Consider the following 17,134-nt stretch of genomic DNA (forward strand, 5'->3'; position numbering starts at 1 on the left):
CGTTCGATTCCGGAGCAATCCGTCGCGCTTTTGCCGTCGGATCCCCGAATGAGAACCGAATGGCCCGGTATCACATCGAGACGTACGGCTGTACGTCGAACCGCGGAGAGAGTCGTCAGATCGAGCGACGGCTCCGTGACGCAGGCCACCACCGGGTCGACGGCCCCGAGGCGGCAGACGTCGCCATCCTCAACACCTGTACCGTCGTCGAGAAGACCGAGGACAACATGCTCCGACGGGCCGAAGAACTCGAGGGAGAGACGGCCGACCTGTTCGTCACCGGCTGTATGGCGCTGGCCCAGGGCGAGGCGTTCGCCGAGGCCGGCGTCGACGCCGAGGTGCTCCACTGGGACGAGGTCCCCGAGGCCGTCACCAACGGCGAGTGTCCGACGACGACGCCTGACACCGAGCCCGTCCTCGATGGCGTCGTCGGCATCCTGCCGATCGCCCGTGGCTGTATGTCCGACTGCTCGTACTGCATCACGAAACACGCGACGGGCAAGATCGACTCGCCGCCGATCGAGGCAAACGTCGAGAAAGCCCGCGCGCTCGTCCACGCGGGTGCGAAAGAGATCCGCATCACCGGCCAGGACACCGGCGTCTACGGCTGGGACGACGGCGAACGGAAACTCCACGAACTGCTCGAGCGCATCTGTGCCATCGACGGCGACTTTCGCGTGCGCGTGGGCATGGCAAACCCCAAAGGCGTCCACGGCATCCGCGAGGAACTCGCGTCCGTCTTCGCCGACAACGAGGAACTGTACGACTTCCTGCATGCCCCCGTCCAGTCCGGCAGCGACGACGTGCTCGGAGACATGCGCCGCCAACACCAGGTCGAAGAGTATCTCGAGGTCGTCGAGACCTTCGACGACACACTCGAGTACTGGACGCTCTCGACGGACTTCATCGTCGGCTTTCCGACCGAGACCGACGCAGACCACCGCCAGTCGCTCGCGTTGCTCCGCGAGACCCGCCCCGAGAAGATAAACGTCACCCGCTTCTCGAAGCGACCCGGCACCGACGCCGCCGAACTGAAAGGACTCGGCGGCACGGTGAAGAAAGAACGCTCTCGGGAGCTGTCCGAGCTGAAGATGGAGGTCGTCGGCGCGGCCTACGAGGGGATGGTCGGCGACGTTCGCGAGGACGTCCTCGTCGTCCAGGAAGGCACCGGCGACTCCGTGAAGTGTCGCGACTCGGCCTACCGCAGTATCATCGTCCAGAACGCAAGCGACTACGGCATCGAACCCGGCGAGTTCGTCGACCTCGAGGTGACCGGCCACAACACCGTCTACGCGTTCGGCGAGCCGATCTGACTCGTGTGACCGATGACCGCGACGGCTGTCGTCTGCCCGCCGTCGTAGGGTCTGGTCTCGTAAGAGTTAAACGACCAACGTGGCTATGCTCGAGTGAGCCAGGATGGCCGAACGGTAAGGCGCACGCCTGGAAAGCGTGTTCCCTTTCGGGATTCTGGGTTCAAATCCCAGTCCTGGCGTTTGTTGCTGCGAGCAATTCACGAGCGGCGAGACTCTACTGGCAGGGATTTGAATCAGGGAGGTCGCGCACAACAGAGTGAGCACGTCCGACCGTGGTTCAAATCCCAGTCCTGGCGTTTGTTGCCGGGTCCGGGGTCGTCAGTACGCGATCGCAGGCGCGATCACGACGAGCACGACGCCGAGGGCGATCCGGAGCCGTTCCTCAGCGACCAGGTGGGCGACGCGCCAGCCAATCACCACGCCGATCAGTTGCGGAACCCCCACGAGAATTGCAAGCGGAATCGAAACCGCATCACCGAGCCAGTAGCCGGCGGTCGCGAATCCGGAGATGAATATCGACTGCACCTGTGCGACGGCCAGCGAGATGAGCATCGGCACGCCAAGAATCACCAACAGTGGCACCATGATGACAGGGCCGCCGACCCCGAGCAACCCGCCGATGAACCCGACACCGAATCCGAGAACCGAAAGAAGTGCCCGTCGCTGCAAATCCGTCGCGGAATCGAGGTAGTTGCGTGGCTCCAGGCCGATGAACTCCCGGTAGACGATTATCCCCCCCACGACGGCGACGAACACCGCGAGCAGGATGCCGAAGACGTCGTCCGGGATGACGAGGTTGGCCTGCGAGCCGGCGACCGCGCCCACGATGCTCATTCCGCTGAGGATGATTGCAGTTTCTCGAGCGTATCCGACGGCGAAGTCTCCCGACAGCCGATAGAGATACGCTGCGAGCAGGCCGGTCGCGATGAACGTTGCACTCGCCGTTCCGGCGACTTCGGCGGACGAAATGGGGACGAACAGGAAGAGCGCGATCGTCACGAAAATGCCACCCGGTCCGATCGCACTAATGCCGATGCCGGCGAACAGGGCGAGAACGAAAAGGAAGATCGCGAGTTCGATCGAAATTATCGATAACACCATTCGTTCCCATGACTTCTGTGACCGGATTTATGCGCTTCGGCCCGCGCACCCGCCTCTCGGAATCGCAGACGGTCGTTCCGACCGGTATGGTCGTCACTGACACCGACCTCGCAACGCGTCCTCGCCGAAGAGAGGGCCAAGAGCGAACACCCCGTCCGGCGTGTTCCCGTCTGCGACGAAGACGAGAATCTCGAGGGGAGACTCGTCGTCGAGGACGTACGTAGCGAGTTGCCGGAGAACAATCCAGACTTCGCGGCGGCCATACACGCCCAGCGCTCCGTACTGAAACCCAACGGCGGGATTTCGACGGGGTGCGGATCCGTCGTCGAACCCGGCTCTTCTCTTCGGGCCTGGCGGTTCACTACGGGCGGACGCGATGGATGTGGATGCCGGAGACGTCCGTCGGTTCGGGAAATCTGCCCGAAGGCGTGGATTTATGCCGGCAAAACCTCCATTATTAATATGGACGTTCGTGAAGCCACAGTCGACGACCGCGAGGTAATCGGCGAGATCGCGGACCGGTCGCTCAAGACGTCGTACTCGCTTTCCCCGGCGACGATCGAGAGTGCAGTCGAAGAGTGGTACGGCGCCGAGGCGTTCGCCGAGAGGCTCGAGGACGACGACACACTGGTGTTCGTCGCCGAGGACGACGGCGAGACGGCTGCGTTCTCAGAGAGCGTCGTGACGGAGGGTGGACAGGGCGACCTCCAGTGGCTGCACGTCCGTCCCGACCGCCGCGGCCAGGGAATTGGGACGACGCTTTTCGAACACACTCGCGAGCGCCTCGAGGAGGCGGGAGCGAACTACCTCCGCGGGCGCGTTCTCGCCGACAATCACGCCGGAGCCGCCTTCTACGAGAAGCACGGTTTCGAGAAGGTCGACGAGACGACGCTCGAGATCGACGGCGACGCCCACGTCGAGTACGTGTTGCTCGACGCCGAGTCCGAACAGCTTCGAAGCGTCGTCACCGACGACGGCGAGGTGGTCTACGTCGATCAGTTCGACGAAGAGATCGGTTCGGAAGCGCCGTTTAACACCGTTTATACGGACCCGGCCCGGACGGACCGGTACGGCTACTACTGTACGAACTGCGAGGCGCTCGCGACCACGATGGACTCGATGGGGCGCATGCGGTGTCCCGCGTGCGGGAACACCCGGAAACCGGTTCGGTGGGACGCCTCCTACATGTGATCGCCGGCAGCGTCGCATCACCCCTAAGAGACTCGCGTGACGAACGATACCCATGACAGATACACCCGTCCGCCGGATCATGACCTCACCAGTCGTAACGATTCGTCCCGACGCGTCGCTCACCGACGCCGCACGAACCATGCAAGACGCCGAGATCGGTTCGGTGATCGTCGTCGACGACGACAACAGCCCCGAAGGGATCCTCACACGAACGGACTTCGTCGAACTCGCAGCCGCGGAGGAGTCGGCGGCCGACACCGACGTCCGGTCGGTGATGGAGACCGACGTCGTCGACGTCCCGGCCGACGAATCGCTCGAGACAGCCGTCGAGGCGATGACCGACCACGGCGTCCACCACCTCCCCATCGTCACCGACGCCGGCGAGATCGTCGGCGTCGTTACGACGACCGACCTGGCGGAGACCTCCTACGACGGCCCGTCGTAGGCGTCTCCCGCTCGATCGGCGTCCGGTTCGACACCCTAAAGCGGCCGGACTCTGTGGTTCGGATATGGAGTACCACGAGGCGGCGAACTTTCTCTTCGATCTGCGTCGCTTCCGGCCCAAGCCCGGCACGGAGTCGACGGCGGCCTTTCTCGAACACCTCGGGAATCCACACGACGGCGTCGACTGTATCCAGATCGCCGGCTCGAACGGGAAAGGGAGCACGGCACGCATGCTCGAGCGGTCGCTTCGCGAGACGGGGCTGTCGGTCGGACTCTACACCTCGCCACACCTCGATGACCTTCGTGAGCGGATCCGGATCGACGGTCGCAAGATTCCTCGCGCCGACGTCTGCGAGTTCGTCGAGCGGGCCCGCGAGTACGTCACCGACCGCGCGGCCGACGGGGAGTCGCCGACGTTTTTCGAGACGATGACGACGCTCGCGCTGTGGCAGTTCGGCCGCGAGGACGTCGACGTCGCCGTCCTCGAGGTCGGCATCGGCGGCAGGTACGACGCGACGAGCGTCGTCGATCCGATCGCGAGTGCGGTCACCAGCGTTTCGCTCGAGCACACGAGCGTCATCGGTGAGACGCGCGCCGAGATCGCCCGCGACAAAGCCCACGTCGCCCCCGCCGACGCGTCGCTCGTGACCGCCGTCGAGGGGGACGCGCTGGCGGCGGTCGAGGAGGTGGCCGACGACGTCGTCACCGTCGGTACGGACGAAAACGCAGACGTCGAAGTCGAGTACGGCGGCCGGGTGAATCACACCGAAGCGACCGTTACCGTCGAGGGCGACGGCTGGGACCTCGAGACGCGGCTGTCGATGCTGGGCGCTCACCAGGCCGAGAACGCGGGGATCGCGGCGACGCTCACCCGCCAGGTGGCCGACGTCTCTCGGGGTGACCTCGAGTGGGGGTTGCGAAACGCCCACTGGCCCGGCCGGTTCGAGGTGATCGAGACCGAACCGCTCGTGGTGTTAGACGGCGCGCACAACCCGGGAGCCTGCGAACGACTCGCCGAGACCCTCTCGTCGTTCGCCTACGACGACCTCCACCTCGTCGTCGGCGCGATGCACGAGAAGGACCACCAGGGAATGGCAGAGGCGCTGCCGACGCCCGACGTCGTGACCGCGTGCCGGCCCGCGCTGGATCGCGCCGAAGACGAGACGACGCTCGCGACCGTTTTCGAGCGGGCCGGCGTCGACGCCGTCGAGACCGAACCCGACGTCGCGGACGCGTTCGCGGGCGCGCTCGCGGCCGCCGACGCCGACGACTGCGTGCTGGTCACAGGCTCGCTGTTCGCGGTCGCCGAGGCGCGGTCGCGGTACACCCGGACCGAAACGCCGAAACGCGTCCGGGATCGCACAGATGCGACGCGGGTCCTCGAGAACGCCGACGTCCCCGCCGACGACCGCGATCGAACGCAGGATCGGGCTATCCATCGCGTGGTCGAGACGACGCTTCATCGCCACCAGGCCGACGTCCTCGAGCGCGAACTCGTCCGACTGGGCGGCGACTGTGCGCGTTCGGGCATCCGACGATCCGACGAGGCCGTCGACGCCGTCTTGATGGGGACACACTCGCAGTTCGAGGGTCTGATCGCGGTCCTCGAGGATCGCTCCGACGGGTTCGCCGACGTGATCCAGGGGCTTCGGACGGCACTCGAGGACGGACCGACGGACGCCTATCCCTGGCAGGACGGCACCGCCGTGATGGGTATCCTCAACGTCACGCCGGACAGCTTTCACGACGGCGGCGCGTACGACGCTCTCGAGGACGCCCTCGCCCGCGCCGAGGCGATGATCGAGGCCGGCGCAGACGTCGTCGACGTCGGCGGCGAGTCGACCAGACCGGGGGCCGATCCGGTTCCGATCGAGGAAGAGATCGACCGCGTGGTCCCAGTGATCGAACGGCTCGCAGATCTCGAGGCACTCGTCTCTGTCGACACCCGCAAAGCCGCCGTCGCCGAGGCCGCCCTCGAGGCCGGGGCCGACGTCGTCAACGACGTCTCAGGGCTCGAGGATCCCGAGATGCGCTTCGTCGCGGCCGAACACGACGCTCCGATCGTGTTGATGCATAGCATTGACGCGCCCGTCGTTCCCGGCAGGGACGTCAGCTACGACGACGTCGTCGACGACGCCATCGACGAACTCACAGAACGCGTGTTGCTCGCGAGGAAAGCCGGCCTCGATCGCGACCAAATCGTCGTCGATCCCGGGCTGGGCTTTGGCAAGTCCGCCCGCGAGAGCTTCGAGCTGCTGGGCCGGATCGACGAGTTTCACGCGCTCGGCTGTCCGGTGCTCGTCGGCCACTCCCACAAGTCGATGTTCGAGGCCGTCGACTGCGGCCCCGACGAGCGACGCGCCGCGACGGTCGCCGCGACGGCGCTTGCTGCCGACCGCGGTGTAGATCTCGTTCGCGTTCACGACGTCCCCGAAAACGTCGCCGCCGTGAAGACGGCACTCGCCGCCAGAGATCCAGGATCGGTCGACGGTTAGACGAGCCGCTCCGTTGCACGCCCGTCGCGATACCGCCTGAGGTACCGCTCGAGAACCGCCTCCCGGTCGAAGCTCTCGAACGCCGGCTCGTAGTCGCGATACTCGAGTGCGCCTGCCTCGAGGATGGCGTCAGTGAGCTCGTCCTCGCTCGTCGTCCGGAACCCCCGGTCGCGGCCCTCGACGAGTTCGTGAGCGCTCGAGTCGGCGTGGTACTCGACGATGCCGACACAGCCGGCGGCAAGCGCCCACAGCAGTTCAGTCGGGAAGACACAACGACGTGCGGTCTGTGCGAAGACGTGTGCGCTCCGGTAGATCGCGATCCGCTCCTCGCGGTCGGCTTCGCCGACGAACGTGAGCCGATCGTCGATGCGCAGATCCCGGGCCAGGCGCTCGTAGGTGGGCCGTTCGGGGCCGTCGCCGATGATCGTCGCTTCCCACTCCCGGTCACGGAGCTCTGCGAGCCCGAGCAACAGACTCTCGAGGTTCGCGTCCTCGTCGAGTCGGCGCGCGTAGACCACGTCGGTCCGATCGGTGGGTTCTGTCTCCCGGATCAGGTCGGTGTCGATCGGGGTCGGGACGACGTCGATCAGATCGCCGTCGGCACCGAGTTCCCGGATCCACGTTCGGACGAGTCGCGACGGTGCGACGATCCGGTTCGGCCGTCCGGCCGCAAGCCGGTACAACCGACCGTCGTCGACGCCACCCTCGCCGTCCCACTCGAGAAACAGCGGCGCACCCGCAAGCGTCGCTCCGCCGTTCGCTGCGAGCACCTGTTCCGGCGGTTCCGCGGTCGCGTGGATCACGTCGGGACCGATCGACCGAAGGGTAAACGGGAGCCGCAGACAGAACGAGCGTCGATCGTCGAGATCGTCCGCGACGCCGTGGTAGGTGACGCCGTCGCGCTCGAGACGGACCGACTCGCCGTCCCAGAACGACACACAGCAGACGTGGACGTCGTGACCGCGCTCGGCGAGCAACGCGATCAGCCGCTGGATTCGGTCGTTCGCCTCCGTGTCCCGGTGGGAGCCCGTTTCCATGGAGACGAACGCCACACGCATGTACTGTCGGATCGCAGCCACGGGGTAAAAAATCACCTCTTGGACGCCGATCGACGAACGGCGACAACGGGCGCGACCTCGATCACGCGCTATCGCGACCGAGTACGACGGTCTCGACGACCGCGTTGTGGTCGTCGACGAGGTTCTGCAGCCGATTCGTGTTCACGGCGTCGAACGTGAGGGGCACGCGGTCGGTCGGGGAGCGAACCGTCGGAGCCGTTCGCGATCGTGTTCGTGTGGTCGATCGGGACGTCGGTCGAGGCGTCGATTGGTGGATCATTGTGTGCGTGTCGTCGGCCGGACCGCCGAGGCGACGATCGTTGGTGTATCCTCGATTCCAGCAGGACCATAATAAATGTTCATTATGGTTTGGGAACGTGGCGCATGGCACCGCGAGACGGACGGGTACGTCCGAGAGCCGGCAACGCCGTGGCCGGCAAAATCCGTCAGATCGCCCCGTTCGGACGTCTCCGCGAAAAATCAGCTTCGCCAGCTACTCGGAAGGTGGAACCGTCACGACGGGAATCGAGGACTTCTTCACGACCTCCTCGGCGACGCTGCCCATCAGGACGTGATCGAGGCCGGTTCGACCGTGGGTCCCCATCACGATCATGTCGACGTCGTGTTCGCGTGCGTAAGCGAGGATCTCCTCCTGGGCGACGCCGGAGCGAACCGTTCCCGTCGCGTCGACACCCTCCTGGTCGGCCACCTCAAGGACCTCCTTGACTGCCGTCTCGGCGTCTTTCTCCGGGTTGGCTCGGAGCTGGTCTCGTTTCGACGTCCCCGAACCGGGGATCACCGACAGAGCGTGGACGTTCGCGTCGAGCCCGTCTGCGATCGCGATTCCGTGTTCGACCGCCTGGTACGCCGCGTCGCTGCCGTCGGTCGGAACGAGTACGTCTCGGTACATAGGATCACCGTCACCGAACAGCGGTAAATAGCTCCTGTCTGGTTCGATGACCTGTTTGTGACCGAATCGATCGGATTCGTGACCCAAGGGTCGGATCGGACGGGGAGAGCGATCGGTGAGACGGATACTCGTTTACATCCGGACGTGTTCGGAACTAGCATGTCACCGACCGTTCGCCGTGCCGTTCCGGACGATGCGAGGGCGGTCCGCGAGATCGCCACGGAGAGCTGGCACGCCGCGTACGACGACGTTCTCGGGACCGACACCGTCGTGGAAACGATCGACCGGTGGTACGAACTCGCCGATCTCGAGGCGGCAATCGTCGACGCACGAGACATCGAGGGGATCGTCTTTCTCGTCGCCGAGGACGGAAACGAGCTTGTCGGCTTCGCACAGGCCGGGCCACACCGCGACCAGCCCGCGGTCGCGTCGCTGTCCCGGATCTACGTCCGTCCCGATCGATGGGGCGAGGGGATCGGAACGGCGCTGCTCGAGCGCCTCGAGGACGACCTCGAGGCGTACGACCGGCTGTGTCTCGCCGTCCTCGCGGACAACGACGTGGGCGTCTCCTTCTACGAGTCGACCGGCTTCGAGCGGGTCGGCGTTCAAGAGAGCAATCTCGAAGATGGTCTCGAGGAGTACGTCTACGAGAAGCCGCTCTAGTCGGGCGTCTCGAGTCGGGCCACGGCCGGACGGGCCGACGACTCGTGGAGTTCTGTGAGGAACTCGACCAGCCGTACGTCGTGATCGAGAACAACCCGCAGGCACTGCCCGGCCTCCGGGCCGACTGTGACGCCTACGTGTTCGGCGACGCGATCGAGTCGGAAACGGCGGACGTGACCAACCTCGAGGACGCACGGCTGGTCATCTCCACGGCCGAATTGACGCCTCTCACCGAGTACTTCCTGGCGTATACCGACACCGTCGACGTCATCGTTCCGGACCTCCTCGCGGCCGACCAGTTCGCCGACGACCTCGAAGCCCTCCTGAACGGGGAGTACGATCCCGACGAACTGCGGGCGGAGAGTATGCGCGAACTCGAGGCAGAACGTGTACCGTCTCGTTCTTCCAGTGCGGAATCGACGCCGTATTCCGGCGAGGTCGACAGCTAAGCTGCTACTCCAGCGTCTTCTCTGCGTCCTCGTCGTCGACGATCTCGATGCCGCGGTTGTTCACCGCCATCGGGTCGAGGCCGACCTCCTGGAGGAAGTTCTTGTACTCGCGCTCGCACTGTTCGGCGTCTTTTTGCTTGTCGCTCGCGCGATCACACAGCGCCACGAGGTCTTCGGGAACCTCGTTTTTGTAGACGATCCAGTGGTTGATCAGGTCCGACAGGCGGCGAATGGGACTCGTGAAGTGGCCGTAGATCTCGAAGTTCAGCGCGTGGTGACCGCCGAAGGGGTCGTTCATGTACCGGGCCCGGGGCATCACCTTCATCACGGCCCACTGGATCTTATCGAGCTGGCGGCCGGGGGCCTCCTCGAGGGTGGCGTTGACCGCTTTCCGGGGGTCGTCCCAGGCCTCGCCGGGGATCGAGACGCCGTCGAGCTCCTGGATCTCCTGGAGCGCCTCGGACCACTCGTCGGGGCTTGGCTGGGGGTGGACGCGGTACATCGCCTCGACGCCACGGCTCCACATCAACTCGTGAGTGACGGCCTTGTTCGCTTTCAGCATGCACTCCTCGATGATCGTGTGGGCACGGTCCCGCGCGGGGTTCAACACGAGCGAGCCGTCCGCCTTGCGCTGTTCGTGCATCTGCTCGGCGAGATCGTAGACGAGGACGTTCTCCTCGTGTAAGGGCGCATCGGGGTCGTCGAGTCGGTTCTCGGCCTGGGTGTAGGTGAGTCGTTCGTCCGAGCGGATGACGGACTTGTAGATGTCTATCTCCTCGTAGGTGAGCTCCTCTTTGTCGAGGTGCATCTCGACGGTGTGGGCGAGCCTGTCCTCGTTGGGAACGAGCGAACAGACCGTCTCCGCGAGCACCGGCGGCAGCATGTGGATCGTGTAGCCGGGCAGATAGACCGTGTTCCCGCGCTCGACGGCCTCCTCCCACATCGCCGACTCGGGATGGACGTAGTGGGTGACGTCGGCGATGTGGACCCAGAGGACGTACTCCTCCTCGCGCTCTTCGATCGAGAGCGCGTCGTCGAAGTCCTGGGCGTCGATCGGGTCCGTCGTCCACGTCGTCAGCTCTCGTAAGTCCCGACGGTCGTCGACTTCGGCGTCGATCTCCGAGCCGACGTCTTCGGTTCGGTCCTCGGCTTCCTCGAGAACGCCCGCGGGAAACTCGTCGCGGATCTCGAACTTCTCGAACAGTTCCTCGCGTTTGTTCTCGAGGTGGCGGGCAAGCTCTTCCGAGATTTCGACGGGACCCTGCCCTTCGGCCGTCCCGGCGTCGGCCTGTGTGTCGTCGCTCATACGACCTGTTACGAACGAGAGCGTCAAAGACGTGTCGGGACGGCTGTCGGGGGACGATCGACCTGCCACGATACGTCGAGACTCGTGCTCGAGGCCGATTGACATCCTCCCCGCGCTAAAGCGCGAGGATTCCTCCGTTGGGGGTTCAGCTATCGACCCACGGAGGCAACTTGCGGGTTTGTGCGCACTTCTTTGGGACTTTCATGAGGGTGTGGTTTCCCCGACCAGTCGTGGGCGTCCCACTCGAATCGCACGGGCCGTGCCATCGGCCTGACTTCCGTATCGCTGTTTTCTCGAAGGAACGTCTCTGACGCCGTGAGGTCGGCGTGCCCCTCGAATCCACACGGACACGTCAGCGTATCCTCGTGGCGAACCGTCTTCTCGTGATCGCCACACTCGGGACACGTCTGACTCGTCCATGCTTCCGACTCGGCTTCGAGAGAGATGCCGTATTCCTCACAGACGCACGCGAGCCGGTGGATGAACTTCTTGAACGCCCAAAAGTTGTGCGTCTTCTCGTTCACCCTGACCGACCAGTGCGTTTCCAGCACGTCGGTCAAGTCGCCCACGTACACCGTCGCCACATCCTCGTCGTACAGTCGTTCAACGAGGTCGCGCACCAGCGCGTTCTGTGCGTGGTCACGGCGCTTCGTCCGCTGTCGGTACAGTCGTCGAATCCGCTTGGAACTGTAGCGTCCTTCGCGGAGTTTCGACTGTAGACGGGCGATTTCGTCAGTCGTCTCGCGGAACCGTCCGAACAACTCCCGACCGTCGTAGAGGTACTGGTTCCCAGTAGTCGTGGAACAGGCGACGAGGTTGTTTGCGCCAACGTCGAGGGCGGCTTCGTGAGAAGCCAGTGGTGAACCCAGTCGAGAATCAGGGACGGTGACTGGTTGGAAAGCCCTGAACGTGCCGCTCACCTCGTCGTACTCAAGTTCCAAACGACCCTGTTTGCCGTCCCATTTCGGATTGCCTCGGACTTCGAGGCGGAGTCGTTCGTGGTAGCCGAGTCCGTATTCGTCTTTCAGTTCTTGCCCGACAGGGATTTCGAGACGGCTACGCTTGCTCCACTGAATCGTGTACTGGTTGCACCGAATGTAGGTGCGGAGTTCGCGTCCGTCCTCCTCGTTGCCCCAGTACGACGGTGGGTTGGCGTCCTCGCCTTTCTCCTTGAGGGCAAAGAACGACCGCCACGCTTCGCTGTTCTTTCGTGTGACCTGTTGGACGGTCGCGCTACCGACGACACCGTTGTAGCGTCCTCGGTACTCGGAGGTGTCCCACACGTCGCCGTCACCGAAGTAGTTCTGACGCCGTTCGTAGGTCAACTCGTTCCACAGGGAGGCGGAAGCGTCGAGTAGCCGTAGGAGACACTCTTTGTCGTTCTCGGTCTGTGGAACCACCTCGAAGGTGTTGACGCGCTTCATGTGTCACCACCTTCCTGTTCAGCGATGTACTGTTCGACAGCGCCCTTCGAAGCGCTTCCCGCTGTTCCGACGTAGTACGAACGAGTCCACTTCACGCGGTCATCGTACCGCTGGTTGTACTTCCGCGCCGAGATGCCCTTGACCCAGTTGACGATGAGTGACGGGGCGTTCTTGGGTGGACTCCCGATGAACAGGTGTACGTGGTCGGACATGACCTCAGCCTCGGCCAGTTCGAGGCCCTTGTCCTCACAGATTTCCGCGAAGATGGTTTCGAGACGTTCCTTCGTCTTCCCCGTCAAGTGCGAACGCCGATACTGAGCGGAACCCTGTTCCGCGAGGTCAGCGGAATCTGTGATTCCGCCAGATTTCGGTACGAACACTATGTGGTAGTAGAGTTCGTATTTCGCGTGACGGGTACTCTTCACCATCTGTGCATACTATCACGGTCTGACGGTTTAAAGATTGCGTTGGAACCCCGTCTATGCCATCGTCGGCGATTGAATACTGTTGGTCGGCTTCATCCCTGCCCTGAAGGGCGAGGCTTTCGCCTCGAATTTTCCGTAACGACTGCATACACGTCGATACTGGATCGATTACTCGCGGTCGATCCTCGAGTAATACGCTTCTACCTCGAGTATCGAACAATCGCCGGCTCTCGACTGTCAGCACAACGATCGCTTTTTCGAACCGCGAGACTTATTTACTCTACTCCGAGTAAGTAAGATCATGATGTGGCAAGACCTCGTCTTCATGGTAGGCAGCTCGCTGTCGATCGTCTTTCTCGCGCCGACGCTCAGGGACGCGAGTGCGCGGGTGCCACTCGGTACGAGTCTCCCCTCGATGGCGATCGGGATCGTGTACGCGTTTACGTTTTCCACACTCGGCATGACCTTCTCCGCAACCGGATCGTTCGCGGCGGGGACGATGTGGGCGCTCATCGCACTGTTTCGCTCGCCCGGCGCACAGTCGGCGATACTGACTCGACGCGAGCGCGTCCAGCTGTTCGCTCGCGACGTCAAGTTCTGGCTGAACGGCGACCTTCGACCGTCGCGGACGATTCTCGACCGGGTATCGGGCGGGACGCGAAGAACGCATTCGGTGGGGTCGGTCGAACACGACCGAGCGCACGCGGCCGACTGAGTATCAGAAGTACTCGCCGACGTCGTCGGCGTACGCTTCGGGGACAGCGTCGACGACTCGCTCGTTGTGTAAGATCTGGTGAAAGTAGGCGTCGGTGACGTAGTGGTCGTCGAACGGCGTGCGCGCGACGACGTCGATCACCGCCCGTGAGGCCGGATCGTCAGAGAGCGATAGCGCGAAGTTGTGGGCGTTCAGCCCGAGGTCGGCGTAGTACGAGAGCACGTTCTCGATTCCGGCCGCGAGGTCGTCGACGACGTCGTCTCCGGGCTCTGGAAACCCGGTCACATCGGTGATGCCGGTGACGTGCCACTGGTGGGTCGGGGCGAAGGGCGCGATCCACTCGACGTCGCCGGTCGTGCCGACGTGGCGTGGTCCGTCCCGTTCTCGATCGCGTAAGTCCGTCCAGTACGAACTGCCGTGGTCGTCGTGGTAGGCCTGCTCACAGCGGCGAGTCCGTCGCTGTTCGTTCGAGCCGTGGTCGTCGGCGATCGTCTGTAGGTGAGGATGGACGACGCTGCTTCCCGACGAGGGCAGGATGTTCATGTTGACCGAGGCGAACGTCACCGCCTCGTGGTCGCGGACAGCGTGGAGGTACTCGAGCGCGCAGGCGAGTCCGTCCGCGACCGTCTCGGCGTCGAACTCCCCGATCGGCCGGAAGTGATCCTCGGTGAGGGCAACGACGTTCGAGTGCTTCGCGTAGGGAAACAGGTTGGGAAACGACGTCGCCTCGCCGGCCGACCCCCGGTCGAACCCGACGAAGTCGGGGTAAGTCGGCGTCGCCTCCTCGACGTTTCCGGGACAGAAGAAACAGTCCTCGCCGTCGCCGACGAACGCCGCTATGTCCGGCTGGCCGTCCTCCGGGCGGGGAAACACCATTGGAACGATTCGCGTCTGTTCGCCCGTGAGCGGATCGACGCGGTGTTCGATCTCGACGGCGTCTTCGGCGAAGTCCTCGAGCGGGTTGTGAAATCGCGCCTCCTCGACGGTGCGGTTGAACTCGATCGACATTCGTGTCCGTGAGATTCGTGCACCTGTCTCAAAAAGCTACGCCGGGCAGACGTCACTTCGAGAAGAGACTCGCGTGCACCGGTGCAAAATCGTCGTCGTCGACCTCGTGTGTGTCGGTGATCGCTCGAGCGGCCAGTCCCTCCTCGAGCAGACCGGACAGCGGCGGGCCGACCTTCTCCGGTTCGACGAGGAAGGCGTCGTGACCGTGGTCGGAGTCGACGACGTGGTGGGAGACTGAGACGTCGGCCTCGCGACAGGCGTCGGCGAGCGCGTCGGACTGCTCGACCGTGAAGTGCCAGTCGCCGGTAAAGGAGAGGACGAGGAGTTCGCCCTCGAAGGCCGCGAGCGCGTCGGCGTCTCCCTCGTAGCCGGCGGAGAGGTCGAAGTCGTCCATCGCCCTGGTCAGATAGAGGTAGCTGTTGGCGTCGAAGCGATCGACGAACTTCTCGGCCTGGTAGTCGAGGTAGGACTCGACCTCGCGGTAGGGGAAGAAGGCAGCCGCGGGATCGGGTGGCTCCTCGCGGACGGTCTCTCTGCCCGCGGAGCGACGGCCGAACTTCCGGCCCATCGAGGCCTTCGAGAGGTACATGATGTGGCCGATCTGGCGTGCTCGAGCCAGCCCCTCGTCGGGGTGGGGGCCGCCGTAGTAGTGCCCGCCGTTCCAGTTCGGGTCGCCCGTGATCGCTCGGCGGGCGACGGTATCCAGCGCGAGACACTGGGCGTCGAGCCGTGGCGCGGCCGCGACCGAGGCGGCGCGTTCGACGTCGTCGGGGTACCGACGCAGCCAGTCCAGGACGTTCATCCCGCCGACGCTGCCGCCGACGACGGCGTGGAGTCGACCGACGCCGAGTTCGTCGAGGACGGCCCGCTGGGCGCGGGTCCAGTCTCCGACCGTCACGGGCGGGAAGTCGGTGCCGTAGGGCTCGCCGGTCTCGGGGTTCGTACTCGCCGGCCCGGTCGTGCCGTAACAGGAGCCGGGGACGTTCGTACAGATCACGTAGTACTCCGTGGTGTCGATCGCCTTCCCGGGGCCGACGACGTCGCCCCACCACGCCCTGGCCTGGCCGGCGGTGTCGTCGCCGGCGTCGGGTCGACGGGCGACGTGTGAACTGCCCGTCAGGGCGTGACAGACGAGCACCGCGTTGGTGCCGTCGAACTCGCCGTAGGTCTCGTAGGTGACCTCGAGGCGGGGGATCGACTCCCCACACAGGAACTGAAACGCCCCCAGGTCGACCGTCTCTCTGGTCGTCACGTCTCTCTCACCTCGTCGTTTCTCGTGTGGCTCCGGTCATGAGTGTACTCAGGCCTCCCTCGTGGCCGTCTCGATTGCGTTCTCGAGGTCTGCAAGTATGTCTTCCGGATCCTCGATGCCGACCGACAGCCGAAGCAGGTCCTCGGTGACGCCGGCCTCCTCGCGTTCGGCGGGCGTGAGCTGGCCGTGGGTCGTGCTCGCGGGGTGGATCACGAGCGTCTTCGCGTCGCCGATGTTCGCGAGGAACTGGGCGATCTCGACTTCCTCACAGAGCCGTTTGCCCGCCTCGTATCCCCCCTCGAGGCCGAAGGCGATCATCCCACCGTAGTCCGCGAGGTACGTCGAGGCGTCGTCGTGGGTCGGGTGATCCTCGAGTCCCGGATACGTGACCCAGGCGACGTCTTCGTGATCGTCGAGGTAGTCGGCGACGATCGCAGCGTTCTCACAGTGGCGTTGCATTCGCAGCGGAAGTGACTCGAGTCCCTGCAGGGTCTGCCAGGCGTCAAAGGGTGATTGCTGGTTTCCCAGGCTGCGAAGCGATCGGAACCGCACGGCAGCGGCGAAGGGTGCGTCGGAAAAGTCCCGCGAGAAGTCGGTGTCGTGGTAGGCGTCGTTTCGTCCGGCGATCTCCTCGTAGCCGCCTTCCTCCCAGGGGAACGAACCGCCGTCTACGAGGACGCCGCCGACGGTCGTTCCGGAGCCGTGGATCCACTTCGTCGTCGAGTTCCAGACGACGTCCGCGCCGTGGTCGATCGGGTTACACAGATACGGCGTCGCGAACGTGTTGTCCACCACGAGCGGGACGTCGTTGTCGTGGGCGATCGCTGCGATTCGCTCGAGATCGGGCGTCACGAGCGAGGGGTTGCCGATCGTCTCGACGTGGACGAACGCGGTGTTCTCGTCGACGGCGTCCTCGTAGGCGTCGTACTCGAGCGTGGGGACGAATCGAGCCTCGATGTCACGTCTGGTCGCGGTCTTGTCGAGGTAGGCCGTCGTCCCGCCGTAGGTGTCCGTCGAACAGACGACGTTCTCGCCCGCCTTCGCGAGAACCAGCGTCGCGGCGTCGAGCGCGGCCATTCCGCTCGCCGTCGCCACCGCACCCGTCCCGCCTTCCAGCGAGGCCAACCGATCCTCTAAGACCTGGACGGTCGGATTGGCGATCCGCGAGTAGATGAACTCCTCGCTCTCTAGGGCGTACCGTGAGGCGGCGTCGTCGGCGTCCTCGAAGACGTACGACGACGTCTGGTAGATCGGTGGAGCCATCGCCCCGGTCGCAGGATCGGGTGACTGTCCGGCGTGGACGCTTCTGGTTCCGAACCCATCCGACGTGCGTTCCCCGTCGCGCTCGTCGTCGCTCATGTTTAGTGTGCATACTACTCC

16 protein-coding genes, 1 tRNA gene and 1 pseudogene are annotated in these 17,134 nt (G+C 64.5%); 8 read left to right on the forward strand and 10 right to left on the reverse strand.

Annotated elements, in window-relative coordinates; genetic code table 11:
* Positions 1-59: 59 nt before the first annotated feature.
* Both QQ977_RS03545 and QQ977_RS03550 read left to right on the forward strand, forming a co-directional pair.
* Positions 60-1,313, forward strand: a complete 1,254-nt coding sequence (locus tag QQ977_RS03545; RefSeq protein ID WP_285927566.1) for a tRNA (N(6)-L-threonylcarbamoyladenosine(37)-C(2))-methylthiotransferase — start codon at positions 60-62, stop codon at positions 1,311-1,313.
* A 97-nt stretch (positions 1,314-1,410) separates the two neighbouring features.
* A tRNA-Ser gene (locus QQ977_RS03550) sits at positions 1,411-1,492 on the forward strand.
* Between the two features lie 139 nt (positions 1,493-1,631).
* Here QQ977_RS03550 and QQ977_RS03555 read toward each other — a convergent pair.
* A complete protein-coding gene (locus QQ977_RS03555; RefSeq protein ID WP_285927568.1) occupies positions 1,632-2,414 on the reverse strand; it encodes a sulfite exporter TauE/SafE family protein in 783 nt (260 codons plus the stop codon).
* A 93-nt stretch (positions 2,415-2,507) separates the two neighbouring features.
* Positions 2,508-2,681, reverse strand: a complete 174-nt coding sequence (locus QQ977_RS03560) for a hypothetical protein (protein ID WP_285927570.1) — start codon at positions 2,679-2,681, stop codon at positions 2,508-2,510.
* A gap of 195 nt (positions 2,682-2,876) precedes the next feature.
* Between QQ977_RS03560 and QQ977_RS03565 the strand changes: the two genes are divergently transcribed.
* The 3 genes from QQ977_RS03565 to folP all read left to right on the forward strand — a co-directional run bounded on the left by QQ977_RS03565 (position 2,877) and on the right by folP (position 6,544).
* Entirely contained in the window at positions 2,877-3,605 is a 729-nt protein-coding gene (locus QQ977_RS03565; protein WP_285927571.1) for a GNAT family N-acetyltransferase, read from the forward strand.
* Positions 3,606-3,657: 52 nt separating this feature from the next.
* Positions 3,658-4,050 carry a CBS domain-containing protein gene (locus QQ977_RS03570; protein ID WP_285927573.1) on the forward strand — a complete coding sequence of 131 codons (393 nt, stop codon included), beginning with the start codon at positions 3,658-3,660 and terminating at the stop codon, positions 4,048-4,050.
* Between the two features lie 64 nt (positions 4,051-4,114).
* Positions 4,115-6,544: a dihydropteroate synthase gene (folP, locus tag QQ977_RS03575; protein ID WP_285927574.1), complete on the forward strand. Its 2,430-nt coding sequence runs from the start codon at positions 4,115-4,117 to the stop codon at positions 6,542-6,544.
* Here the strand turns inward: folP and QQ977_RS03580 are convergent.
* Together QQ977_RS03580 and QQ977_RS03585 are read right to left on the reverse strand one after the other, a co-directional pair.
* Complete coding sequence (locus QQ977_RS03580; protein ID WP_285928738.1) at positions 6,541-7,602, reverse strand: glycosyltransferase; 1,062 nt, start codon at positions 7,600-7,602, stop codon at positions 6,541-6,543. The two genes, folP and QQ977_RS03580, sit on opposite strands and share 4 nt — an antisense overlap.
* A gap of 493 nt (positions 7,603-8,095) precedes the next feature.
* Complete coding sequence (locus QQ977_RS03585) at positions 8,096-8,512, reverse strand: universal stress protein (RefSeq protein ID WP_285927575.1); 417 nt, start codon at positions 8,510-8,512, stop codon at positions 8,096-8,098.
* Positions 8,513-8,671: 159 nt separating this feature from the next.
* Between QQ977_RS03585 and QQ977_RS03590 the strand changes: the two genes are divergently transcribed.
* The gene (locus QQ977_RS03590) at positions 8,672-9,175 is read left to right on the forward strand and encodes a GNAT family N-acetyltransferase (protein WP_285927576.1); all 504 of its coding nucleotides are present in this window, start codon (positions 8,672-8,674) and stop codon (positions 9,173-9,175) included.
* Positions 9,176-9,204: 29 nt separating this feature from the next.
* A pseudogene (locus tag QQ977_RS03595) lies at positions 9,205-9,624 on the forward strand (NAD-binding protein); the annotation flags it as partial.
* 4 nt (positions 9,625-9,628) lie between these two features.
* Here QQ977_RS03595 and QQ977_RS03600 read toward each other — a convergent pair.
* The 3 genes from QQ977_RS03600 to tnpA all read right to left on the reverse strand — a co-directional run bounded on the left by QQ977_RS03600 (position 9,629) and on the right by tnpA (position 12,782).
* A complete protein-coding gene (locus tag QQ977_RS03600; protein ID WP_285927577.1) occupies positions 9,629-10,930 on the reverse strand; it encodes an RNB domain-containing ribonuclease in 1,302 nt (433 codons plus the stop codon).
* 149 nt (positions 10,931-11,079) lie between these two features.
* Entirely contained in the window at positions 11,080-12,354 is a 1,275-nt protein-coding gene (locus tag QQ977_RS03605; RefSeq protein WP_285927580.1) for an RNA-guided endonuclease InsQ/TnpB family protein, read from the reverse strand.
* A complete protein-coding gene (tnpA, locus tag QQ977_RS03610) occupies positions 12,351-12,782 on the reverse strand; it encodes an IS200/IS605 family transposase (RefSeq protein ID WP_285927581.1) in 432 nt (143 codons plus the stop codon). Before tnpA ends, QQ977_RS03605 begins: the two co-directional genes overlap by 4 nt.
* A 298-nt stretch (positions 12,783-13,080) precedes the next feature.
* Between tnpA and QQ977_RS03615 the strand changes: the two genes are divergently transcribed.
* Complete coding sequence (locus QQ977_RS03615) at positions 13,081-13,494, forward strand: hypothetical protein (protein ID WP_285927582.1); 414 nt, start codon at positions 13,081-13,083, stop codon at positions 13,492-13,494.
* Positions 13,495-13,497: 3 nt separating this feature from the next.
* On the opposite strand, the gene QQ977_RS03620 is transcribed toward QQ977_RS03615, so the two are convergent.
* From QQ977_RS03620 to QQ977_RS03630, 3 genes are read right to left on the reverse strand one after another with little or no spacing between them, the layout of a single operon-like run.
* On the reverse strand, positions 13,498-14,502 hold the full coding sequence (locus QQ977_RS03620; RefSeq protein WP_285927583.1) for a hypothetical protein: 1,005 nt from the start codon (positions 14,500-14,502) through the stop codon (positions 13,498-13,500).
* A 52-nt stretch (positions 14,503-14,554) separates the two neighbouring features.
* The gene (gene metX, locus QQ977_RS03625; RefSeq protein WP_285927584.1) at positions 14,555-15,754 is read right to left on the reverse strand and encodes a homoserine O-acetyltransferase MetX; all 1,200 of its coding nucleotides are present in this window, start codon (positions 15,752-15,754) and stop codon (positions 14,555-14,557) included.
* A gap of 48 nt (positions 15,755-15,802) precedes the next feature.
* Positions 15,803-17,113, reverse strand: a complete 1,311-nt coding sequence (locus tag QQ977_RS03630) for an O-acetylhomoserine aminocarboxypropyltransferase/cysteine synthase family protein (RefSeq protein ID WP_285927585.1) — start codon at positions 17,111-17,113, stop codon at positions 15,803-15,805.
* Between the last annotated feature and the right edge of the window lie 21 nt (positions 17,114-17,134).

The organism is Natrialbaceae archaeon AArc-T1-2 (assembly GCF_030273315.1).
In the GTDB taxonomy this organism is placed as follows: Archaea; Halobacteriota; Halobacteria; order Halobacteriales; family Natrialbaceae; genus Tc-Br11-E2g1.